This is a genomic window from Paenibacillus sp. FSL R10-2736, from assembly GCF_038000245.1.
Taxonomy (GTDB): Bacteria; Bacillota; Bacilli; order Paenibacillales; family Paenibacillaceae; genus Paenibacillus_AQ; species Paenibacillus_AQ phytohabitans.
In genome coordinates this window covers 879,757-902,092 of sequence record NZ_JBBOBN010000002.1, presented here as the reverse complement: position 1 = coordinate 902,092, position 22,336 = coordinate 879,757, and the positions used below count along the sequence as shown (strand labels likewise).

Below are 22,336 nucleotides of genomic sequence, written 5' to 3'. Positions count from 1 at the left end.
GGACGCATATGGTAGTTAAAGAAGACCATCATCATGCGGCGGGAGGAGGCATTCACTATGCGTATCTGCATCATTGCACCTGAACAGTTCCCGGTTCCAGGGGATGGCTCTGTAGAAATCTGCATCTGGAATATTGCCCGGCGGCTTGCCCGAAGGCACAAGGTAACTATAGTGAGCCGGAGATCGCCTGGACTCCCGGACATTGACGAAATAGAGCAGGTCAGGTTCATCCGACTTCCTTCCGGCACCCCTGCCCGGTACCGCAGCTCGGTTCTCGGATATCTGGAGGCGGCAGAACCCTTTGAACTGATTCAGATCGATAACCGGCCGCTGCTGCTGGCCGCTGTCAAACGGCGGCACCCCGGCACTCCGGTGCTGCTGTTCCTGCATTCCCTGACCTTCGTGCCGCCGGAATCCAGAATCGCCCGCAGCCTCGCCCTGGCGGACGCTGTCGCAGCTAACAGCCGCTCCCTGCAGCAGCGGCTCGTGCGGCGGTTCCCCGGTATCCCGGGCAAGCTCCGCGTTGTTCCGCTGGGAGCGGACCTGTCCCGCTTCGTTCCCGTGCCGGCGCAGGAGAAGGCACGACTGCGCGCGCTGTACGGCCTGGCTCCCGGCTTCACCGTCTTGTTCGTCGGCCGGGTAATCCCGCGCAAGGGAGTGCCTGTGCTGATCCGGGCCATGCACCGGCTGAACAGGCATATGCCCGCCCGGCTAGTGATCGCCGGAGACGGCAAGCCGGCTTATCTCCGGCAGCTTAAGGTACTCGCGCGCCGGCTGGGTGTGCGCGTGTCTTTCCTGGGGAATATCCCGCATGAGGATATTCACAGCCTGTATCAGGCCGCAGACTGCTTCATCTGCCCTTCCCAGCGGCATGAATCCTTCGGCCTCGTGAATGTGGAGGCCATGGCCACGGGACTTCCGGTGATCGCCTCGCGAAACGGCGGAATCCGGGAGATTATTGATTCCGGCCATAACGGATATCTGGTGGGGAGATACCGGGACCCTGCTCCTTTCGCCAAGCGAATGCTGATGATCGGCCGCAATCCTGTGCTCGCGGCAAGGATCGGAATGCAGGGGCGGAGCGATGCGCTGCAGATGTTCGAATGGCAGCACACTGTAGAGCTGCTGGAGAATCTCTACCTGAAGCTGGTACCGCAATAACCGGAGGAGACGGGTCCGTGCACCTCCTCCGGGATGCGATACAGCAGCCCCTTTGACGCTCCCCGGCAATGCGACATTGTGTCATACGAATTTTGTGATCCTTCTCGCAGGATACGGCTGCAGTTAATATTATACTCATATTGTAAGCGTTGCCATTAAGCAAATGCACTGCACAGTAAGCCAACAAGACATTGGCAACCCCCTACAACACAATATTCGCTGTAGAAAGGGTGCATCGTTATGTTAATGATCAAAGCTATAGTACGGCCGGAGAAAGCGGATGAGGTCATGGCTGAATTACTGCTTGCCGGCTTCCCCTCCATCAGCAAAATGGACCTGCTCGGACGCGGTAAGCAAAAGGGAATCCAGGTCGGAACCAACCATTACAATCAAATTTCCAAGAAGCTTCTGATGATCGTAATCCAGGATGATGAGAAGGATGACGTCATCAGCATTATTATGCGCACAGCAAGAACCGGTGAGCATGGCTCATTCGGCGACGGCAAAATTTTTGTCCTGCCCGTACAAGAGGTCTTCACCATCAGCAACGGTAAAAACCAGCTGTAAACTTCCCGGTCTTCCTTATGATCCGCTTTCCTGCAGCGCATATGAAAGAGGCAGCAAAACGTTCCGCCGGTCTCCGTCTTCATGGACGGTCCGGGAACGCCTTGCTGCCTCTGCCTGTTCTTGCTCATGCTACTGTCAGATCATCTGGATAACTGTAAGCACCAGCCCTACAACAAAACCGCACACAGCTCCATTAACGCGAATCCACTGCAGATCCTTGCCCACCTTCTCCTCCAGCATGTTCACGAGCGAGGCGTCATCCATTTGATCAAGGTTCTCCTTGACCAGCTGGCCGATCCGGTAATGATTAGATTCCACGAAGGCGATCAGCGTGCCGCGGATCCGCTCCTCGGAAGCCTGAATCCGTTCCTGCTCCTTGCCGATCCGCCGGACCAGCAGGGCATACAGCCAGAACAGCTTGCGGCCGCCGCGTACCCGGTCTTCCTCAAGCAGCGCAACTGCCTTGACGCGCAGTCCTTCCAGCTGCTGCTGCACGAAAGCCGTAGCAGCCTCCCCTTGCAGCTCATTCAGCGCCCAATCCTTCAGCGAGGAGATCCGCTCCTCATTGCTCAACAGCTGGAACAGAGCGACACGGATCTCCCGGATGACTTCCTCACGGTACGGGCTGTCCTCTTCCTTGAAATCACGGATAGTGGACTGCACCATGCCCTGCAGCATTTCACCCAGCATATCGGCATCAACGAATCCGACAAAAGCCTGAAAAGCCATCCCCTTCAGCCCGCCAAGCTTCACCTCAGCCAGCTTCTCGCTGGCGATCTTGCCCAGCATCGCACGGGTTTCCGGACGCCCGCTCCAGGAGGAGATCCCTTCCAGCGCATAATCAAGAGCAGCAATATCCTTGCCGTCATTCATAAGGCTGGTAGCGATTTTATCGGCGGCAACGCCAAGCTCAGCTTCACGCAGATAGCCCGCTGCTGCAGATTGAAGATACGGAACCGCCTGCTCTACCGGAAGCCGCAGTACGAATTCTTTAATCTGCTCCAGCATTTCCGTTCTTGCTTTCTTTCTGGAGAAGAACCGTGTCAGCATGCCGGCGCCCAGAGAGATGATGTTGATTTTGCGCAGCTTGTTCTCAATGCTCTCCTTGTTCAGCAGTTCATTCTCCATCGCGGAGATTAGAGACTGTATAAGCTTATCCCGGTTCTTCAGCAGCAGCGAAGTATGCGGAATTCTAAGCCCCAGAGGATGGCGGAACAACGCGGTCACTGCAAACCAGTCGGCAATCCCTCCGACAAGACCGGCCTCGAAGCCCCCTCTCAGCAGAATAACAGCCAGGTTCTCCGGCAGAAATAAGGTGAACAGGAAACCGCATGCCATGATGGCAAGAGATATGGTAGCTAAATTTCTGGATTTCATGTGTTTATTATCCCCCTTACATAACGACCTCAAGCCATCTTTTGCCCGGAAAAATTGCTTTTCAGACAACCGCAGACATTCCCGTTACAAGATTGCAGGTCTACATTCAATTGTACCACGAGAAGACTCTTTTCTGAAAATCCGGCAAGAAACGCAGCTTAAATATACGTACCCCGGACTGTATATGGATGAAAATGTGATTTTTAAATTTCAGAGAAATAATGATAAGATACAGAAAGATAAGTTATCGTGTGATACCTATAAGAGCCTTCGAAGGGCACCTACAACTATAGATGGAATAGGAGAACTGCAACATGCTAATTGCACTGGATATGGACGGAACACTGCTGAACGAGGATGGTGAGATAAGCCGAGAGAACAAGGAAGCTATACTGCACGCACAACGCCTGGGGCATACCGTGATCATAGCCACCGGACGTTCTTACATGGATGCGGAGCGTCAGCTGCGGCTGGCGGATCTGGAGTGTCCTGTAGTGAGTCTGAACGGCGCTGTTGTCACACTGCCTGATGGAACGCTGGCCGCGAGTACACCGCTGTTCAAGGAGGATATCATCCCCGCGCTGCGCTGGATGAACGAGATTCCTGAATTGTACTATGAGGTATACACAGAGGATAACGTATATGTAGAGCTTGATAAGCGGGTACGTCTGGAGAAGCTGTCGGCACTGAAGGAAGATGAGGTTCCCGAAGAGGTAGGCTGGCTGCTTAAGGCGATGATCGACCAGCAGTTTCAGCAGGCGGCTGTAACCTATGTGGAGAGCATGGAGGACATCTGGAGCAAAGAGGAGAATCTGATCTACAAGACGCTGGCCTTCTCCCTGAACCGTGAACTGCTGAAGGAAGCCTCTACACGGTTCGCCGCGATCCCCGGGCTGATTATTACGGCATCGCATGTCAACAATATTGAAATTAATCATAAAGATGCTAATAAGGGCAACGGTGTGAAGCTGATGGCGGAGCATTACGGCATCCCGGCAGCGCAAATCGCAGTTATGGGTGACAGCTATAATGATCTGCCGATGTTCGAGATCGCCGGCTACCGGATTGCAATGGAGAATGCCGCACCCATCCTCAAAGAAACCGCCGATTTCATTACGCTAAGCAACTCGGAGCATGGTGTTGCTGCGGGTCTGCGGCATCTTTTGGATAAGCAGTAACTCCGTCTTCATAGCAAAGAAAAAACAGCCCTCACAGGAAGGCTGTTCTTCTTCAGCGGCGGCCGGCTCCAGAGCGATGAAGACAGCAGACAGATATTGCACCCAGGTTTAATGCGAGAAATATGATGACAGTTAACCGCTGGGCGGTAGTCAAAGCCAACAGAACGGGAATAAACACGACATCCCTCCAATTCTCACCTTTTATTTGTGAATCTATCCAATCAGCTAATCCTTTGCGGATAGCTATACTGATTAAGCAAATGATCCAGGGCAACCGATTGTTCAACTACTTTGGGATGTGTCAAAATGCCGTATCTCTGCTGCGTCTGGTACAACTTCTGTCTGGCTTTCTCTACCTGCAGCAAAAATGTACGATCATTGGTCTGCATGACACTTCCTCCTTTGTTCAATATATTAATCTCAGCTGTCAAAAATTGGACCTTAAGATAAATGGCGTGAACTATTCTTACATAACCCGCCGCAAGCTGTACTCTGCCCGGCATGAACACCCGGCAGCTTCAGCTGCAAGGTGAATTAGGAGGAATCTCAGATGAACCTGTACCCGGGAATTGCCCGGCTATATGAGAACCGGCTGCTGCGTACCGAGCTGGAATGTGAGCAATTTGATCTTGCGCTGGAAGGCCTGGCTGGTGATACGGAGGATGCCGTGATTCATCAGATCTTCAAGGTATTCGATGATGATACGGAACAGGAGGAGGTCATGTTCAGCCTCGTCCATTTCGTGGAGAGCGTTCAAATGGAGATGTACCTGACCCAGCTGCTCGAGTCACTGCCGGACATGATGGAGCATGCGCGCAACTGGGCCATTGTGCTGAATACAAGAATCCTGAATGACGATAATTACCGCAAAGATTACGCAGAGATCGCCGCTCTCATGCCGATGAAGGTCAAGAGATGCCTGGCTTTTCTGCTGGAGGAAATTAAGGAAGACAATCCCCGGCTGTTCGAGCGCAAGGCTAATTACATTCTCGCTAAACTGAAGTAATTAATCTATCCATACTTCGCAGCCCCGCTAAGCAGAATGCCAAAAGCTATGCCGGACCCCTTCAGAATATCCAGAATCACATGTCTTGGTTCCAGTCCCTTAAGCCCTTGATGGGCTCGTTCTGCCTATTATCCCGCTCCTCTTATTCACTAGACTTCCATGCAGGGGAACGGGCAAAATGGTATATTGTATACTGGTCAAAATGTTGTACATATTGCAACTTAGATTTATAGATACCAGGAAATTCGAAGAATTGTTGCATGAAATACAGCAATTGTCTGGATTATCCGCTTAAATGAGGTGGAATGCTGCATTTTATACAACAATTTTGGGATTAGGCGAGATTTGGGGAGGCGAATGTTGTATTTCGTGCAGGATTTATAACTGGTGCAGTGATAGTTTACGCCTGAAAGTTCCCCCACCGGTAAACCCGCAGCATAACTTGCACATAAGCTTATATAGAACAAACGAAGGTGAATCTAATGAACAAGCTTTTATTTCATAATATACCGCTGGGCGCTACCGGCGAGAAAATCCCCCAGGCGAAGGTTGCCTCCGCCCGGACGAGCAGGGAGACCGTGAAGCCCGGAGACAGCGACGCGGCTTACTTCCGCAGGCTGGAGGAAGGCGGCATTCTGCTCAATCCTCCGCAAATCTCAGCGGTGCGGCATCATCTCGGGCCGCTGCTGACGCTGGCGGGAGCAGGCTCCGGCAAAACCTCGGTGCTGATCTGCAGAACCGGGTATTTGCTGTCTGTGCGCGGCATCGCCCCGGGCCGGCTGCTGCTGCTCACGTTCTCCAGCAAGGCAGCGGCAGAGATGCGTGAGCGGATTGCGCTGCTGCCGGGTGTGGATGCGGGCGATGCCGCCCGCCTGCAGGCCCGCACGTTCCACTCGTTCTTCCTTTATTTCCTGCGCCGGCAGGGACTGCGGCAGGATATATTCCATGAAACCCGGCGCCAGCACATTCTGCTGAAGCAGATCATGCGTCAGCTCGGGCTGCCGAAGGATGCTTATCCCCCAGAGAATCTGCTCACCCTGCTCTCCTCCTGCAAGATGAATATGGGCTTGCCGGAGGATATGCCGGAAACGACGGAAGCCGAGAAGGAAATGAAGGCCATTCTCACCCTGTACGAGCAGTGGAAGACCGATAATTTCAAAATCGATTTCGACGACGTGCTGCTGATCGCCTACCGGATGCTCCGGGAGCAGCCGGCGCTGCTGCTGGAGCTGCAGCAGAAATACCAATATGTAATGGTCGACGAATTCCAGGATACGAATGCGCTGCAATATGAGCTGGTCAAAATGATCGCCCATCCACAGGACAACCTGATGGTGGTCGGAGACGATGATCAGACCATCTATTCCTTCAACGGGGCCCGCAGCGAGTTCATCCTGGAGTTCGAGAAGCTGTATCCAAATGCCAAGGTGATCACCCTTGATATCAATTACCGCTCCGGACCGGCCATTATCGGGCTCGGGAACGGGATTATCCGCCACAATTCACGGCGCCGGGCCAAGACGCTGCAAGCTGCCAAAAGCAGCGGCAATCCGCCCCGCTATCTGCGTCCGCAGACGGCGGATGAAGAAGCCGAGCAGATTGTAGAGCATATCGAGCGTGAGATCGGCAGCGGAGCAAGAGAATACCGCGATTACGCCCTGTTATACCGCGCCACCAGCAGTAACCGGGCAATCCTGGAGCTGCTGCTGATGCGCGATATCCCTTATGTAGACTACGGCGAAGGCCAGCTGCTCTACGAGCATTGGCTGATCTCCCCTGTGCTGGATCATCTGCGCCTGTCTGTTAACCGCCGGAACTTCGCCGCGATGGAGAATATTCTGCCAACCCTCTACATGAGCCGGGAAAAAGGGATGGAGCATATCCGCCGCATGGAGGCCGTGCAGGCGAAGCAGGGCCCGCTGATTCACCTCCTGTCCATGCCGGGCATGGAGGATTTCAAAGGTACCAAGCTGCGCGAGCGGTTGGATCTGATCCGCGGGCTGAGCGGGCTGACACCGGTGCAGGCCATCCGCCAGATCCGCACTGTTTTCTATGACTATTTCATCGAAGCCAATGAGCGGCATCAGGCTACCCTGCACCGGGAGACGCTTAAGGAAATGCTTGATGAGCTGGAGGCATCCGCAGAGCGGTTCGGCACGATTCCGCTGTTCCTCGAATTCATAGATAATGTAACCGAGCGCAACGAGCAGAGCCGCCAGCCGGGGCTTAAAGAGCAAGGCAACCGGATTGCCCTGATGACTATCCATAAATCCAAAGGACTGGAGTTCCCCGTTGTCTTCCTTATCGGGGCTTCCGAGGGCATTCTGCCGCATAGCTCCGCATTGGAGGAGGGCCGGCTGAAGGACCGCAAGCCGGCGAAGGCAAGCGTTACTGTGGTCAGCAGTGCTGCCGCCAGAGCCGCAGCTGAGGCAGGAATAGCTGCACTCGAAGAGGAACGCAGACTCGCCTATGTAGCTGTTACCCGGGCCCGCGAGGAGCTGTTCATCAGCTCGCCCGCAAGGCACCGGGGCAAGAAGGCAGAGGTCTCGCGCTTCATGCTCTCCGCCTTCCGCACTGCTGCACCGCCTCAGGCAGCTGCACCGGCCGCCGGAAACAGAAGCAATGTAGTGCGCAGCAGCTATTCGTCCGGGTCCTCCGCAGCCAGAATGCATACAGTTCCCGTCTGGAGCTGTACCGGCAAGTCCTGCCCGGGCTGGACCCGGATGAAGGCGGGCGGAGCCGAGGATCACCTTGCCTCGAAACCCTGTCCGCTCTGCAAATCCGCTATGCAAAAGAGCACCCGGGAAGTCCCTGTATAACGGGACGCACGGCCGCCTGTACACAACCATCAACCCCATTCAGCAGCTAACCGGCGCTGAATGGGGCTGATGTTGTTATTCCCGGGTTTATCTTGCCCGCACCTGGAATTGGGGCAGATAATCGGCATTCTGCTCAAGAATATCGGCCAGAACCTCCTTGGCGATCCGCTCGTCTCCTACCAGCGGGTGGATCGTCAGCGCCTGCAGCGCAGAGGCATAATCCCCTTTCACCGCCGCTTCAATCGTCAGCTCTTCATAAGCCTTCACCACCTGCAGCAGACCTCTGATCTGGGGAGGGAGCGGCTTGCTCGGGGCAAGCGCATGCGGCCCGTCGGATTTGATAACACAGTTGATCTCAATGGAGACATCGCCCGGAAGATCAGGGATGATCCCCTGATTACGCACATTGACCGTCTGAATGTCGCCGGTATCATTATAGATGGACTTCATCAATTGAACAGCCGCTTCCGAATAGTAGGCACCGCCGCGTTTCTCCAACTGAGCCGGCTTACTGTTCACTTCGGGCTGCTTATAGATCTCGAACAGCTCGGCTTCTACTTCTTTTACCTCATCGGCACGGGTCTTTCCGGTCTCTTGATAATGCCCGGAGATCTCCCGGTACATCTCTTCCTTCATATAATAATAACGGTGGTAGGGGCAAGGAAGTGCTCCCACGGACTGAATGAATTCGGAATCCCACTCCAGATCGGGTATATTGGCCATCGAAGGCCCTTTGGCTCCCGACAGCTTGTTCAGGAAATCCTCCGTCACGTCCTCTCCTTCAATCAGCACCCGGGTCGTCCAGTTGAGGTGATTGATTCCGACAATCTCAATGAACATATCCGATTGCGGAACCCCGTAGAGCTCAGCGATCTGCATCTTCGTGCTTATCGGGAGATTGCACAGACCAACAGATTTGACACGGGAATGCTTCGAGACGGCTTCCGTAATAATACCTGCCGGGTTGGTGAAGTTGATCATGAACGCGCCCGGGGCCAGTTCCTCAATATCCCGGCAAATGTCCAGAATTACCGGAATGGTGCGAAGTGCCTTGGCGAATCCGCCCGCGCCTGTTGTCTCCTGGCCGATTAAATGATGGGCCAGCGGTATCTTCTCATCTCTTGAGCGGGCATCCAGCATGCCCACACGGATCTGCGTAGCAACAAAATCCGCACCGCGAATCGCTTCGCGCCGGTCCAGCGTCGTATGAAGCTTGATAGGTTTGCCGCTTGCATCAATCATACGCTGTGCCAGTTCGCCTATGATTCTCAGTTTGTCCGCTCCGGCCTCGATATCTGCCAGATACAGCTCAGCAACCGGGAATTCATCATAATACCGGATCAGGCCCTCTACAAGCTCCGGTGTATAGGAGGAACCTCCTCCGATTACTGCGATTTTCAAGTGGTTCTTCTTCATTTGCGATTCCCTCCGTCTCTCTTGAAATTCTCTATTATTGCTGGGGTTACGGGCAGGCCAAGCCGGTCCATGGCAAGCATCACCGCACCGAATACAGGCGGCAGCTCCGGGATTACAAGTGTGCAAAGGGGATGCTCCGCCTTCACCTCTTGAAGCAGCGCATCCAGCAGCAACGGGTTTCTGCCGGATTGAAGGATACTCCCGGTAAGGATGACCGGCACCGCTTCCTCTTCAAAGCCGCCCAGTTTGCGGATCACAGCCGATGCAGAAATCCCCAGCTCTCTGCCCATATCTGCAAGCAGCTGGCGGGAGAGCCAGTCGCCCGAGTCTGCCGATTCGTGAACAATCAGCGACAGCTCCAGCGGCGCCGCAGTGATCTCGTCATCGAGATACCGGTTCAGCATCTCCCCGAAGCTTGTAAACCCAAGCCTCAGAGGTATCCGCTCGACTAGATCACTGTAGGGTTCCCTGCCTTCCCAGCAACGCACCGCCCTGCCGAGTGCCTGTGCAGCGAGATAAAAGCCGCCGGCCCGGTCACCGAACAAAGTATCAAATCCGCCTACCTGCACCGTTTGCCCGAGCCGGTTGCGGCCCGCCGCGTTCGTATTGCTTCCACAGACAAGCACCACTCCCGTGTTATCCCGGCTCCCGACACGGAGTCCCTCCAGCGTATCGCAGACCATATTCCAGCTCCGCAAGTCCAATTGCCTGCTGATTTCCAGAGAAAGCCTGTCCATATCAATACTGCGATCGGCACCCGCAAGACCGAACTGTACAAAATCCAGCTGATCCATGGAAATTCCTGCCTGCGCAAGCGCGCCAAACAGCGCTCCGCGAATATTGAGCACAGCCGCCTGGACTCCAATGATTTGATGGTTGCCGCAGCCTGTCACTGCGGATCCCAGCACTTTGCCGTAATGATCAGCTATAATGGCAATGGTTTTGCTTCCGCCGCCGTCTACACCCGCGAAGTACATAGCTTTCACTCCTGATTGGTATATTGAGTTTATTTATAGTAACATTTTTAAATATTGTTCCTACAAATATATTTCCTTTTTCATGCGTCCTTATAGTCAGAGAACTCCCTTACAGAAAAATACAATAGATAAATCTCTTTACCAGGCATAGAGTGAACAAAGTTTTGATTCCAATTTCAGGAATTACATAATCCCGGAACCCCGGATTCTTCTCTTTTCTATTAGGTTTCTCCTGCCCTTTTTCCGTGATATAATATAACAAATTGGCATCGGAGGAAACTTGTAATGACAAAGAGAACAAATAACACTTTATATTTCAATATTAAAGAACAACTGCTCAAACAGATTCAATCCGGGTTCTATGCCGTCGGAGAGAAACTTCCTACCGAAGCCGCACTATGCGAGATGTTCTCCGCCAGCCGGACTACAATCCGCCTCGCGCTCAGCGAGCTTGAGGTTCAGGATATTCTTGAGCGGCATCAGGGTAAGGGCACCTTCGTCAAACGCAAGGAGCTCCAGCTTAACCAGAAACGCAGCTTCACAGAAGATGTGCTGATGAGCGGCAAAGAGCCGACCAGTAAAATCATCGAAGCCAAAGTGATGCCTGCGGAAATACCGCTTAATGAATTCCTTAATATCTCGGTGAAAGCTCCAGTGAACCAGCTTTTGCGGATCCGCTACGCGGATAATGAACCCCTTCTATATGAAACTACTTATATTGCCTGGGATCTTGCCCCGGGGCTCATCAATGAATATAAAGACGGCTCCCTCTTCTCCTTCCTGGAATCAGAATACAGCCTGAAGGCTTACCGCTCTGTCGAGCAGCTGAAGCCTGTACTGGCGGACAAGCTGGCCAGCAGATTGCTTGGCGTCAAAGAAGGCTCCCCTTGTCTGCAAGTACGAACTTTTACGTATCTGGCCGACGGCTCCCCGCTGGAATACAGCTTCGGCGTATTCCGGGGTGATTTCCCCAGCTATACTATCGAGAGGCAGTTTGGATAACAGAAGGTTAGATCAAAATTAGAGCAGAGAGCATGCGGAGCACCCCTCATGGGTGCTCCGTTGCTTTCAATTCATTAAGCTCCGCTACTCTTTAATGATTTCGAAATAACGCCCCAGCCAGTATGGCAATGTGAAAACCGACCCCGCTTCAATGCTGCCTGAACGGTAGTTATACCCGGGATTGGCTCCTGTTGTCTGGCTGTCATTCTCAAACGGATTCGAGTTATGCTTAATGATGCGCCGCTCATCCGGTGCAAGCGCGTAGTTCGTCTGCTTGTAATCGTCGCGGTCACCCGGTTCAATATAGAGCACATCCTGACGGTCCCATTGCACCGGGAATTCAATCTGGAATTCAGGGAAACGGTACAGGAACCGGACAGCAGATTGCAGATCGACATCGGTTTTATCCGGATGCGCAAGCTGGTAGAGGAAGGTGTAGAACGGATTCTCCTCCCGTACCTCATTGGAATACCACTGGTCATAGGCTGCTACAATCTGCGCATGTCTGCCTGCATCCTGCTCAAGAGTGACAAGCACGAATACCGGGAACCAGCCCAGCTCTTCATCCGAGTAATTGATATATTGGGTCCAGTCATTATGAATCGTCGCATTGGTATTCGTGCCATCCCCTGCATTCTCCATGGTTACGGCCTGGTTATCGTTCTCGCTGTAAGCGTTGGTGGCCTGACGCACAAGTCTCCGCTCAATATAATCAAGTGCCATATCCATATAGCCCTGACCGTTGATATACGGTTCCTCCTTGCTGTAGCTGCCGGCAAAAGCCTGCTCATAGGCCAGCTCATATTTCGCCGAATCGGCCGGATAGCTCTCTGCGACAATATAGCTCGCCGACTTCAGCGCAGCCATGACCTGCAGTGCGTTGAGCGGACCGTCTTCGTAGCCGTAGGACAGCGCATCGTCTCCGTTCTCGTCAACACCAATCTTGGACTGCCACTGTACCTGCTGCTCCATAACGCCAAGGCTGTCGTTGAAATATTTGGCGAACCATCTGGACCACTGTGTTGATTTGCCGGTAGCATCCTCAATGTAATAATGGTCATCCTTCAAGATCAGCTCTGTCATGCGGTGCGTTGTTTCTTCAATGAGGGATTTCAGCTCAAGAAGTTCAGGATCGGTGCTGTCACCGACCAGATATTTATAAGCTGTGTAGAACATGGCGTAGTGCCCATCCACTTCATCTGCGGAGGTATCTGCCTTATACACAATCTGATTCATGTCAATATGGCCGTCCACAATGGCGCTATCCGGGAACAAATCATTGAAGAATTCCGGAATCTGCTCATAGACGGGAGCCGTCAGCTGAAACAGCGGCTTATTATTCTCACCCGTTGTTTTGTCTTCCTTCGCATCATTGTTGTTAGTGGCGGCCGTAATGACAGGCAGCACCTGATATACCGCATCTGTTGCGGTAGTTCCTACCCGTGTCTTAATATCAATTCCCAGCTTCTGTCCTTCTGGACGTGTCAGGTTGAGCTCATCAATCGCAGCTTGACTAAGCCCAAGTCCGTTGTAGTTGAGCACATCCGTGCCTCCGCTTGGGAACAGCGTGGAGCCTTTTTTGTTCTCTGCGTCCTTGGTTACCCTAACCATGGAATAGCCAATCGGCTCTGTCCCGTCGTCACGCTGCATGCTTGGAATAATCCCATTGGGGTTAATCATGTCCGGCCCGACGAAGTTCTGGAACCAGAACCCGTTCGTAGACTGGTAGCCATACACTGAATTGCCCACTGTAGCCGCAGTGGCTTCGCTGGTCAGCATATAGGAACGTGCCGGGAACCCGTTTCCGCGTCCGGATACATAATCAAGCAGCAGCACAGCCTTGGTTGCTCTAAGCGCTGCCGCTCTGGCATCGGCAATTTCCGCCTGCTCTCCAGAGGCCGGACTGGTCCCGTACTGCTCCTGCAGCGCTTTATAGCGGAATACCTCACCCATTGCATACATCGCAGTCCATAAGCCATCATTATCGCTGGTGGTAGGCGTTGATGTGAACAGTCCGGTCGCAGAGTTGTAATTGACCGCGTCCAGCGTGCCGTCTGTCTCCGTAAAATTAAATCCTGCGCCATGAACCATGCCGCGCCGGTCAAGAATTGACTCCACGAGATCCTCATAGATAAAAGATTTGTCATGCAGCGTCTTCTCCGGCATCGCGATGTGAGTGACACCGCTTGCCGTCCGGACCCAAATGCCGTTCTCCCCGTCGCTGGCAAGACCCGTCACATGATCATCCCCGCCATACAGATACCTTGGTCCAGCCATATACTGAACGATGTCCTTGGTATCGCTTGCGCCGAAATCAACCCGCTGCAGGCCGGTCTCCGTTCCAATCCAGTAGACGCCCCCGTCCAGAACAACACTGGTTACATCGCCGATCACCGACAGCGGCAGAAATTTGAGTGCAGCAGTATCGGTAACCCATTCGATGCCCCCCGGGATGGACACCGATCCGGTTTTGTAATAGGTCATTTCTTTGGTCTGCACGGCTTCCAGCTGAACAGGAGAGTAGCTCGCACCAGGCAGCTTGTCTGCGAATACAGGTGCCGCCGGCAGGACAGACAACGTCAAGGCAAGCAGGGCACCCGTAATCTTCAGGCCATTCTTCTTCATCATGTACATGGTAAACTCCCCTTTCCTTATTGGTAGATATGCGATACGCCGGTTTGTGTTATAGCCAGTACGCCCGTACTTCCATCCGATAGCAGCAGAAGTACTTTATCATCGTACAATTCCTTGCCTTGTGCAGAATAACTGGTCATTTCATTCGTTTTGAGATTGATTTTTGTTACTCCGCTGTTTGTTCCGATCCACAAATAAGTACGGGTTTTGTCCAGAATGGATGTGTTGACCCCCCGCAGGGAAGCGAATAGAGATGGTTTGACATTAAATTCATAGTTAACAAAGGTTATTGCATTCACAAGGTTCGGCATGGTCACATCCGGATTGGCTATCGAAGGAGTGTATGAAGGATCCTGGAGGAAGGTCAGGTATTGCTTGGCCAAGCCTTCTGCTCCCGTCGAGCTGAACGAGCTTAAGGCTTCGGCATAGGAATACCGCTCGGGAGTTTTGGGTGTTGGCGTTGGTGTCGGTGTCGGCGTTGGTGTCGGCTTCGGTGTTGGCGTTGGTGTTGGTGTCGGCTTCGGTGTTGGTGTTGGTGTTGGTGTCGGCGTTGGCGTTGGTGTCGGCGTCGGTGTCGGCGTTGGTGTTGGTGTTGGTGTCGGCTTCGGTGTTGGTGTCGGTGTTGGTGTCGGTGTCGGTGTTGGTGTTGAAGTCGGGGTTGGTGTCGGACTTCCCGTATCCGGGCTAGGGCTTGGAGCAGGAGTGGATGTTGTGCTTCCCGTGCCGCCGCTTGAACCCGTTCCTCCCAAGTTGCCGGCTGTCGAAGCGATCAGATTGCCTGAAGCATCATAATCTTGTCCGCCTATGCTTACCTTTGAAGCATTAACCGTCAGCTTGTCCGGCTTGACAGAGAACGACACGCCTTCTACATTGACTACCGCTTCTATGATTGCCCCTTCGCCAGTTACGGCAGCTGCACTGCCTAAAGTCATTTTCCTGACGGTTCCGCCCTTGTTCAATTTAATAGCTGAGCCGCCTGCTTTGGATGAGACATTAAAGCTGCCAACCTGGCCGCTTTCCAGCGTGAACCCTGTCTTTGCAACCACATTCAGCTCATTTACATCCCCTGCCAGGGAAACAGCATCTGAAGCTCCCGTAAACACATTAACGATACTTACTGCCTGCCCCGATTCATTAACAATCCGGGCACCGGAGGTCACATCAATCTCCGTAGCTGTTGTCTTTCCCTTCAGCAGGACTCTTACAGGAGCGGAGGGCTTGCTGACTACAATCCGGTTCACCTTACTGTCCGTTAGGGTGATGCTGTGTGTACCGCCGCCGTTTATGTAAACGACGCCTCCAATAGTCGTGTTGACCAGACTCAGATTACCTTCGCCAACACCAGGCGTAATATATAAATTCCCCGAGAAGTTCAGATCGGACAGGGTGCCTCCAGCCGTGTTAACAATCAGATTTCTGCCGGATGTTCCTGAATGATCCCCGCCGTCGGCAATCAGGAGGCCCATGGCGTTATTAATCATCTTCACAGCCTCGGCCCGCGTCAGTGCTTTTTTGGGCTGGAACAAGCCTTGCGGTGTGCCCTCCACATAACCGGCTTCCTTCATAGCATATACGGCTTCCTTGGACCAGCCGGCAATTACAGCATCATCTGTAAATGGGGAGATGGCATTCCCGGAAGCTGCAACATTGAATACTCTGCTGAGAATAAGGGCCGCCTGCTCACGGGTCAGAACCTCAAGCGGGTCGATCTTGCCTTCTCCGCTGCCAATAAGGGCACCAGTTGCAACTGCTTTGCTGATTTCAGTGGCATACCATGCCGTCCGGGGGACATCGGTAAAGCTCTGGGCACTTTCTTCACTGAAATTAAAGATCCGGTTAATCAGGGCTGCGAATTCTGTTTTTCTGATTCCGTCATTCGGCAGAACAAGGCCATCCTCGTTGCCTTTGAGCAACCCCATTTCCTTCCACGAGGCAATTTCCTCTGCGGCCCATACAGGAATCTTCTCTGTTGTTTCTGCAGATGCTGCGGACACGCCGGTAAACGCCACGGATGACACCACGGCGAATACTCCAAGCGTCTGCTTCCATTTTAACTTCATATGCGTTCCTCCTAAAGTTTAGATTGCGTCTGCTTCACCCGAAAACCCTCTTACACACCCCGGTTTGGATCTTACTTCTAAAGGCGCTCCTGACTTTCGAACCCTCTTACCCGAAACAAATCTTCAGGGGTTACATCCTTTTCAGGTTATCTTATTGATTAATCCGTTTCCGTTATGTCACCTCCATGTCATATCATTAATGTTATTGTAGTAACATTTACCCACATTCTATTTTTAATCATAACAAATTGTCAACACATTTCTTTAACAGGCATATATTTCTCTTTCCTTTTCCACATACTCCCATAACATCGTAAAATTCCATATAAATTCAACGTTGTTTGCGCTTACATAAAATCGGTGACTGAAAATATTTATTCGTCCTTTCCGGAACAAAATGAATTTTATAAGTTTTTTTGCATGAAAAACAATTGACAGGGGCCTTGGTATAATTAATAATGAAAACTATATTGTTACTACAAATTCCCTTTAACGTATCAATTTCATTTGCCGTCCAGCATTATCTCACTCAAACACGTCATGTAAAGTTACATATCGAGACGAAAGTTCGAGGAAAAGGCAGAAGACAAGGTTAAAAAGATTCTTTTAACATCACATTATTTACCATCCCAACTTGAAAGGGAGGAACTGCCGCTAACCACTCTGCCTGCGGGCAATCCCTACGGTCAACCAATATAACCCCATTCCATATTAAGGGAGCGATTAACTAATGAAAAAGTGGATGATTGCACTGATCTCAACGATGCTGGTTACCGCCATAACGGGCTGCTCTTCTGCAGATCCAAATAACAGCTCAGCAAATAACGGCAGCTCTGATGCCAAACCGGAAACACTCCGAATTGCCATGGGTTCACCGGGAGAAGGGCTGATTAAGGTCTGGGAAACCATCGGCAAAGAGTTCGAGGAACAGCATCAGGGCATCAAAGTTGAATTCAGCTATCAGGACGATGACACCTATCAAACGATCGGACTGCCGAATCTGCTTAACGGTAAAAACGCTCCCGATCTTTACTTCGAATGGGCCGGGCAGCGCCTGCAGACCAGAGTAACAGACGGTTATGCCGCGGATATTACAGAGCAGCTTCAAAGCTCGGGGCTGAAGGATATGTTCGCCGAAGGCACCTTCAATGGCATGGTAATTGACGGCAAGACCTATATGATTCCCACTGCGGGCGATGTGACGAACGTTATCTTTTACAATAAAGCGGTGTTCAATGATCTGGGGCTGCAGCCTCCAACCACCTGGGAGGAGTTCCTTCAGGTATGCGATACGATCAAGCAGGCGGGCATCACTCCACTCGTGATCGGCAACTCCGATCTGTGGACGGCAGGCAACTGGGTGGCCCATATCATTTCCCGTGTCGTGGGGGAGGACGCCTACAGCGAGGCTATGCAGCTGAAGCAGCCGTTCAATACCCCGGATTTTGTCAAAGCCTACGGTTATGTACAGGAGCTATGGGACAAAGGATATATTAACGAGAATGTAACTGCCTCCAGTGACAGTGAAGCGGATATGCTGTTCCTGAACGGCAGCGGTGCCATGCATCCGATCGGCAGCTGGCTGGCCCCGACCGCAGTGGAAGAAACACCGGATCTTGAGCTTGGCTACTTCAATACTCCTGCCATACCGGACGGGAAGGGCAATCAGGACAGTGTGATCGGCGTGCTGAATGGAATGGTCGTCAATAAAAATTCCAGGCTGATCGATGAGGCCATTGAATTCATGAAGCTCTACAGCTCTGCCGAATCCTCCAAGAAGCTCACTGACGCCGGCGCCGTGCCGATTACCAAGGACGGAATTGACAAGGAGACCATGCTTCCGCTCTCACTTGATTTGAATGATCTGATGGAGAATGCGCCAGTGCTGGTGTCCCCGCCTGATACCGGCTATTCCATCGAGGTAGCCAATGCGCTTAACATGGCCACCTCCGAGGTCATTGGAGGCGCCAAATCACCTGAAGACGCCCTCGCCGAACTGGAGACAACCATCGCCCCTCTGAAGTAACGAAGAGACCACGCGCACAGCAGTCCTTTCATAAGTTGAAGCTATCTGCGGACCCTGTGCTTAGATTGATATCCTGAAGTGGAGGTGGACCCATTGTCCGGCAAAAGCAATAAACTCTCTCCCTACCTGTTCATCTCGCCTGCCCTTCTGCTGTTTGCCTTTGTTGTACTTATTCCGGTCCTCATGACATTCGTATTCAGTTTCTACGATTGGAACGGGATCGGCCAGATGAAATTCACCGGCTTTGACAATTACATCCGGGCTTTTCAAGACCGCATCTACATTAATTCCTATGGACACACACTGGTTTATATTGTCGCCACGGTCGTTGTTGAAGTCCTTGTCGGACTGGGACTTGCAGGCTTAATCACGATGGGCCGCAAGGGCAGCGGAATATTCCGGCTGGCATTCTTCGTGCCCGTCATGCTGCCGATGATTGTCGTCTCCTACTTATGGAAATTTGTTTACAATTCTGATTTCGGTCTCATCAATATCCTGCTGGAGAAGATCGGCCTGGAGAGCTGGACACGCGTCTGGCTAGGCAACCCTGATACCGCACTTTACGCCATCTGTATCGTATCCGGCTGGGTCTACGCAGGGTTCTATATGACCATCTTTTATTCCGGAATCCAGCGCATTTCCAAAGAAGTCTATGAATCCGCCTATCTGGATGGCGCCGGGGAAGGACAGATATTCTTCAAGATCAAAGTGCCGATGATCCGCAATCTGGTAGAGACAGGCATCATGCTGTGTGTGCTTACCGGCTTCCAGTCCTTCGATCTGTTCTATGTAATGACCAATGGCGGTCCGTATAATTCGACGGAAATCGTTACGACCTATCTTGTAAAAGTAGTCTTTACCCATATGAGCATCGGCTACGGGTCTGCGCTTGCCGTCATCATGACAATCGTGATCGCGGTCATCGGGCTTATTGCCGGCAGACTGAATAAGAAAGACTCCGGTGTGCTGGAGTATTAGAATAACCCTATAAAGCGGGGCTTTGGCGTAGATAGATGACTCAGGTACTTTGCGGGGACCCCGAAACATGTAAACTCTGAAATTATGAGAAAGAGAGGTGTTCTCCTTGACGACCACAGTCCTAGATATCAAGAAAGACGCTTACAGCGGAGGGGAGGCGGCAAACCGCAGACCGTTCTCACATATTCTGTATTATCTGTTCATGATCTTCATTTCCTGCTTCTATTTCTATCCGATCCTCTGGCTTATTCTCTCCTCTTTCCGTGAGAACCGTGAGATCTTCTCCGCCCCGTTCGCGCTGCCGGAACAGGTTAATCTGCAGAACTGGTCCAAGGCGTGGACTGTCGGCAATATGAGTACTTATGCCAGCAACAGCGTAATCGTCACCTCAGCTACCGTTGCAGGCATTCTTCTATTTGCCAGCCTCGCAGCCTTTGCCTTCAGTAAGCTGCGCTTCCGCGGCAGCGGCTTCCTGATGCTGATGTTCGTATTCGGACTGTTCATGCCGCTGCAATCCTTTTTCATTGCCCAGAGCTATATTTTTGAGCAGCTGAATTTGAAGGATTCCTATATGGGGTTAATTCTTCCTTATATAGGAACAGGACTTCCGCTGGCTATCTTTCTGCTCAAGGCGTACTTAGACTCCGTGCCAAAAGAACTGCTGGAAGCTGCCCGCATGGACGGCTGTAATGACTGGGTGATGTACAGCAGAATTATCCTTCCGCTGCTTGTTCCAAACATGGCTACCGTGGGGATCTTCTCGGCACTGAATGCATGGAATGAGCTGCTGCTGGCCATGCTGTACATCCAGAATGATGCACTGAAGACCATCCCGGTCGGCCTGCTGGCCTTCTCCAGCCGATATATGACCGACTATAAGCTGCTTTTCTCCGCACTGGCGATTATTACGCTCCCGATGATTGTCGTATACCTCTTCTTCCACCGCTATATCGTTGCCGGCCTGACAGAGGGAGCACTGAAGTAGCTGCTTCCCGGCAATATGCCTGTTAGAACAGCAAATAGCCCCTTCCAGCAGACGTAGCCGGAATCATGACATCATCATGAGATCCCGATACGCTCTGCCCGAAGGGGCTATATTCGTCACCCTCTATTTAAGCCGGAGTAGCTGCTACTGCCGGTTCTTCAGCTTCTTCATGCACAGTCTTGATCTGAATCATTACTGTACTTGGATCAGTCAGCACTTCAATACCATCCTGGAAAATCAGATCAGATACAAGTAATTGGTCACCGATAGCAAGGCCGCTGATATCCACTTCCATGGAAGTCGGCAGATCACCCGGCATACAACGGACTTCTACTTCATAGATTTCTACCTGCAGAACGCCGCCTTCTTTGACCCCTGCAGCTTCGCCTGCAAAATGAATCGTAACTTTACTGTCCATGCTGATGCTCATGTTCACATGCTGAAAATCAATATGCAGCACTTTACCGGACATAGACTGCTTCTGAATGCTCTGAACTACCACCGGAACGGTTGTACCATCAGACAATTTCGCTTGCAGGATTGCACGCGGATTGGTTCTCAGCATTTCCAGCAGTTCCTTCTCACTCACTTCAAGACTAAGAGTATCTTTACCAATTCCGTACAGTACTGCCGGGATGCGGCCTTGCTTTCTTGCCACATTCAGGTTGGACTTTGTGTCAGACGTACGATTGCTTAGTTGAATAAATTTACTCATTGCTTAATTCCCGCTCTCTTCGACCATAAATTCTTGTCATCTTAAGTTTAACATGACCATAGAATCTAGTCAAACCTGCAGATATCAGACTTCATATTCAATAAAAGGGTCGGGGATCTCAATTCTGTAGGCTTCCGCATCGCTGACGCCTACAGACAGTACCGCCCGGCCGTCCTTACCGCGCACCAGCCCGCCGCTGAAGATGACATCCTGCAGCTCGGGGCGTTTGCCCGGACCGATGGGGAAATCGCTTCTGGCAGCGATGATCTTGATCGGGGTAGTTTCGAAGGTGTCCGGATTGAGCGAGAAGACCATAGCGTAATAATGCTTCTGCCCCATACGGTCGAAGCAGGCGATATGCCCGAGCACACCAACATGGCCATTGCTCAGCAGAGTGGCCTCATTCGCTCCGCCCCACTCCTCCTGCACGAACTGGTTACGCAGAATCTCCGCTTCCAGGAAGGTCTGTTCATTCAGCTCATCCAGTGAATCAATAATGGTGAAGCCAATCTGTCCTCTGCCGCCCCGGTCTCCCTGCGGTCTGGTCAATACGCCAATTCTTCCGTCCTGAAGCTCGATCAGCCGGATATCCTTCATCGTGCCCGGACCCGAGGAGAAATGGCGCATGGAATCAATCCGGTAGCCCCGGTAGAACTGAGTGACCCACGAAACGATTCTCTGCGGGTTATCCCCGGCCGTGATCACTTCAACTCCGCCGACAATCAGCTCACCCTTAATGCGGGTCACGCAAGGGTCCTGCAGATTATAGGTATGGGTATGCTCCCGGGGAATCCAGACGCCATCCTCCCGGAATGTAAAAAAGAAGACTTGAGAGAACTCACTATCCCGTTCCTCAACTCTTCCCAAGATGACTTCCTCCCCGTCATGCAGAAATGGAGCCGTTATATTGTATACATCACGTCCGCCCACACCGGAGAAGACCAGCTTCTCCACGTGCACGGGACGGAGATTGGCATAAAAGGTATCCAGCAGTTCGTTACAGGTTGCTGTCTTTGCCGTGCTCCTTGTCATTGCCTTCCTCCTCATATTCATTTGCCTTATCTATTGCCCAATCGTTCTCATCTGATTCCATCCGGATCAATTCTCCGGGCTGAATATTGAAGTAAGTACACAGCTTCAGCAGCAGATCCCGGGGGTACTGCACCATCTCGTCTTTGTACATCCGCCGGACGGAATCGAAATGGTAATTAATGTCTTTCGCTAGCTTGCGGATCGATAATTTCGGGTCATGCTTCTCCATAACCTCACTCAATTTGCTGCGTATGACTGGCATCCATACACCTCCTACATCACTATATCTGGAGATTTCAGGGGAGTCAATAAATTGACAAGATTAAATGGTCATGTTATAGTTGGAACAGGAAATAATTTGCAGATCACAAATTTTATACCACTTATCCCCGGAAAATAAAGT

18 protein-coding genes are annotated in these 22,336 nt (G+C 52.0%); 9 read left to right on the top strand and 9 right to left on the bottom strand.

What is annotated here, in order from left to right:
• The first annotated feature begins 57 nt into the window (after nucleotides 1-57).
• Both NSQ73_RS32065 and NSQ73_RS32060 read left to right on the top strand, forming a co-directional pair.
• Nucleotides 58-1,161, top strand: a complete 1,104-nt coding sequence (locus NSQ73_RS32065; protein WP_340990224.1) for a glycosyltransferase family 4 protein — start codon at nucleotides 58-60, stop codon at nucleotides 1,159-1,161.
• Nucleotides 1,162-1,401: 240 nt separating this feature from the next.
• Complete coding sequence (locus NSQ73_RS32060) at nucleotides 1,402-1,728, top strand: P-II family nitrogen regulator (RefSeq protein ID WP_039300108.1); 327 nt, start codon at nucleotides 1,402-1,404, stop codon at nucleotides 1,726-1,728.
• Nucleotides 1,729-1,863: 135 nt separating this feature from the next.
• Here NSQ73_RS32060 and NSQ73_RS32055 read toward each other — a convergent pair whose 3' ends face one another.
• The gene (locus NSQ73_RS32055; RefSeq protein ID WP_340990222.1) at nucleotides 1,864-3,105 is read right to left on the bottom strand and encodes a DUF445 domain-containing protein; all 1,242 of its coding nucleotides are present in this window, start codon (nucleotides 3,103-3,105) and stop codon (nucleotides 1,864-1,866) included.
• A 314-nt stretch (nucleotides 3,106-3,419) separates the two neighbouring features.
• Between NSQ73_RS32055 and NSQ73_RS32050 the strand changes: the two genes are divergently transcribed.
• Nucleotides 3,420-4,283 carry a Cof-type HAD-IIB family hydrolase gene (locus tag NSQ73_RS32050; RefSeq protein ID WP_340990220.1) on the top strand — a complete coding sequence of 288 codons (864 nt, stop codon included), beginning with the start codon at nucleotides 3,420-3,422 and terminating at the stop codon, nucleotides 4,281-4,283.
• 221 nt (nucleotides 4,284-4,504) lie between these two features.
• Here NSQ73_RS32050 and NSQ73_RS32045 read toward each other — a convergent pair whose 3' ends face one another.
• Nucleotides 4,505-4,672: an aspartyl-phosphate phosphatase Spo0E family protein gene (locus NSQ73_RS32045; RefSeq protein WP_076243512.1), complete on the bottom strand. Its 168-nt coding sequence runs from the start codon at nucleotides 4,670-4,672 to the stop codon at nucleotides 4,505-4,507.
• Between the two features lie 161 nt (nucleotides 4,673-4,833).
• Here NSQ73_RS32045 and NSQ73_RS32040 point away from each other — a divergent pair, with 161 nt between their 5' ends.
• Together NSQ73_RS32040 and NSQ73_RS32035 are read left to right on the top strand one after the other, a co-directional pair.
• Complete coding sequence (locus NSQ73_RS32040; RefSeq protein WP_340990218.1) at nucleotides 4,834-5,289, top strand: Imm30 family immunity protein; 456 nt, start codon at nucleotides 4,834-4,836, stop codon at nucleotides 5,287-5,289.
• Between the two features lie 482 nt (nucleotides 5,290-5,771).
• Nucleotides 5,772-8,108 (top strand): UvrD-helicase domain-containing protein, encoded by a 2,337-nt coding sequence (locus NSQ73_RS32035; protein ID WP_340990216.1) that lies wholly within the window; start codon nucleotides 5,772-5,774, stop codon nucleotides 8,106-8,108.
• Between the two features lie 87 nt (nucleotides 8,109-8,195).
• Here NSQ73_RS32035 and NSQ73_RS32030 read toward each other — a convergent pair whose 3' ends face one another.
• Entirely contained in the window at nucleotides 8,196-9,524 is a 1,329-nt protein-coding gene (locus NSQ73_RS32030) for a 6-phospho-beta-glucosidase (protein WP_340990215.1), read from the bottom strand.
• Nucleotides 9,521-10,501: a BadF/BadG/BcrA/BcrD ATPase family protein gene (locus tag NSQ73_RS32025; RefSeq protein WP_340990214.1), complete on the bottom strand. Its 981-nt coding sequence runs from the start codon at nucleotides 10,499-10,501 to the stop codon at nucleotides 9,521-9,523. Before NSQ73_RS32025 ends, NSQ73_RS32030 begins: the two co-directional genes overlap by 4 nt.
• A 285-nt stretch (nucleotides 10,502-10,786) precedes the next feature.
• On the opposite strand from NSQ73_RS32025, the gene NSQ73_RS32020 reads away from it, so the two are divergent.
• Nucleotides 10,787-11,503 carry a GntR family transcriptional regulator gene (locus NSQ73_RS32020; RefSeq protein ID WP_042132950.1) on the top strand — a complete coding sequence of 239 codons (717 nt, stop codon included), beginning with the start codon at nucleotides 10,787-10,789 and terminating at the stop codon, nucleotides 11,501-11,503.
• Nucleotides 11,504-11,587: 84 nt separating this feature from the next.
• On the opposite strand, the gene NSQ73_RS32015 is transcribed toward NSQ73_RS32020, so the two are convergent.
• Nucleotides 11,588-14,131, bottom strand: coding sequence for a hypothetical protein (locus tag NSQ73_RS32015; protein ID WP_340990213.1), 2,544 nt, complete (start codon nucleotides 14,129-14,131; stop codon nucleotides 11,588-11,590).
• Between the two features lie 23 nt (nucleotides 14,132-14,154).
• On the bottom strand, nucleotides 14,155-16,197 hold the full coding sequence (locus tag NSQ73_RS32010; protein ID WP_340990211.1) for an S-layer homology domain-containing protein: 2,043 nt from the start codon (nucleotides 16,195-16,197) through the stop codon (nucleotides 14,155-14,157).
• A 730-nt stretch (nucleotides 16,198-16,927) separates the two neighbouring features.
• Between NSQ73_RS32010 and NSQ73_RS32005 the strand changes: the two genes are divergently transcribed.
• The 3 genes from NSQ73_RS32005 to NSQ73_RS31995 all read left to right on the top strand — a co-directional run bounded on the left by NSQ73_RS32005 (nucleotide 16,928) and on the right by NSQ73_RS31995 (nucleotide 20,186).
• Nucleotides 16,928-18,223 (top strand): ABC transporter substrate-binding protein, encoded by a 1,296-nt coding sequence (locus tag NSQ73_RS32005; protein ID WP_171720358.1) that lies wholly within the window; start codon nucleotides 16,928-16,930, stop codon nucleotides 18,221-18,223.
• A 93-nt stretch (nucleotides 18,224-18,316) separates the two neighbouring features.
• Nucleotides 18,317-19,201: a carbohydrate ABC transporter permease gene (locus NSQ73_RS32000; RefSeq protein WP_340990210.1), complete on the top strand. Its 885-nt coding sequence runs from the start codon at nucleotides 18,317-18,319 to the stop codon at nucleotides 19,199-19,201.
• A 106-nt stretch (nucleotides 19,202-19,307) separates the two neighbouring features.
• Nucleotides 19,308-20,186 carry a carbohydrate ABC transporter permease gene (locus NSQ73_RS31995; RefSeq protein WP_340990209.1) on the top strand — a complete coding sequence of 293 codons (879 nt, stop codon included), beginning with the start codon at nucleotides 19,308-19,310 and terminating at the stop codon, nucleotides 20,184-20,186.
• A gap of 127 nt (nucleotides 20,187-20,313) precedes the next feature.
• Here the strand turns inward: NSQ73_RS31995 and NSQ73_RS31990 are convergent, their stop codons facing one another.
• From NSQ73_RS31990 to NSQ73_RS31980, 3 genes are all read right to left on the bottom strand, one after another.
• Nucleotides 20,314-20,901 (bottom strand): 50S ribosomal protein L25, encoded by a 588-nt coding sequence (locus NSQ73_RS31990; protein ID WP_042132942.1) that lies wholly within the window; start codon nucleotides 20,899-20,901, stop codon nucleotides 20,314-20,316.
• An 84-nt stretch (nucleotides 20,902-20,985) separates the two neighbouring features.
• Nucleotides 20,986-21,933 (bottom strand): DUF1861 family protein, encoded by a 948-nt coding sequence (locus NSQ73_RS31985; RefSeq protein ID WP_340990207.1) that lies wholly within the window; start codon nucleotides 21,931-21,933, stop codon nucleotides 20,986-20,988.
• Nucleotides 21,899-22,195, bottom strand: a complete 297-nt coding sequence (locus tag NSQ73_RS31980; RefSeq protein WP_340990205.1) for a helix-turn-helix domain-containing protein — start codon at nucleotides 22,193-22,195, stop codon at nucleotides 21,899-21,901. The genes NSQ73_RS31985 and NSQ73_RS31980 overlap by 35 nt, the downstream gene beginning before the upstream one ends.
• Nucleotides 22,196-22,336: the final 141 nt, after the last annotated feature.